The sequence below is a fragment of the Haloferax profundi genome (assembly GCF_001469865.1).
Taxonomy (GTDB): domain Archaea; phylum Halobacteriota; class Halobacteria; order Halobacteriales; family Haloferacaceae; genus Haloferax; species Haloferax profundi.
The window spans coordinates 1-988 of sequence record NZ_LOPV01000659.1; the positions used below are offsets into that span (position 1 = coordinate 1).

At 51.9% G+C, this 988-nt stretch carries 2 protein-coding genes; both read right to left on the bottom strand.

Annotated features, from left to right (window positions below):
* Window positions 1–340, bottom strand: a 340-nt coding sequence (locus AUR66_RS20910; RefSeq protein WP_157533238.1) for a DUF1616 domain-containing protein, incomplete at its 3' end; no start/stop codon positions are given.
* A gap of 32 nt (window positions 341–372) precedes the next feature.
* Window positions 373–988, bottom strand: a 616-nt coding sequence (locus tag AUR66_RS18500) for a DUF4129 domain-containing protein (protein WP_157533239.1), incomplete at its 5' end; no start/stop codon positions are given.

The following is a 988-nucleotide window of genomic DNA, read 5'->3' on the forward strand; positions in this document are numbered from 1 at the left end:
TGAAATTGAGAACAAGCCCAATGAGTGGCACAATTGCGATGCTCGTCCCGAACGAAAGAGCCACACGCTCAATGCCATCAATACCCGCTTGGTCAGTGCTTGAGTCACTCTCTTCGGTCGGAGTTCCTGCCTCAGGAAAGAGGGCGGCAATAAAAGCGTAGCCTGGAACAAACAGCACGTATGGTAGTCCGAGTATGATGCGGAGAGGTGTCTCCCGGATACCAGGGATTGAGACAGCCCCACAGGTCAAAGCAACCAGTAGCACAACTGCAGTGAGGTCAGGAGGGAATGACCGAACTGAGTGTGGCAAGAGGAGGCGCCAATCCGTATCGGAGGTCATCGCCTATTGGTTGGGACAACTACTCACTAAAATTAGTCGGTCTCCTTAATTCCAGCTTTCGCGATCTCGAATGCACGCCGTGCACGTCCCTCAGAAACACTATCAGGTGCGAACGCTGCAATCTCGTATGACTCAGTTAGTTCGCGAACCGCGTTCGCATCGTCTTCTGAGATCTTATCTTGAACATGTCGAACAAACTCCCAGTGTGTGAGCGAGGAATCATTCTCTAGCACTTCTTTGAGCTCACCCCGAAGGAGCTCATACGCTCCAATTACGGTTGCATCCGGCTGTCCGTTCTCCAGCCGTGTCTCGATCAATTGGAGTCGTTGTTTTCGTTTAACATGGCGTTGAGTCTCAGAGGCTTGAGAAGTGTCGACGGAGCCCTCAGAACTACTAGTCTCATCGTGGTCAACGCTCTGAGAGGAGTTGAACGGGAGACTTGCTACGAGTGTAGAGAGTACCTTTGGTTCCGAACCGGTCGCGCGTGCGATGAACACACCGCCAATCCCCAAGATGACGACACCAATGGCTACACCGATGAGTGACAGTAGGTCGAATCCAAAGTTATCACTGGATTTTGGCAATTCGAGTTGGACGCTGGCTGATGACCCATTTAGGTTCCCCTTTTGAGGGTCATACTTCGCCTCG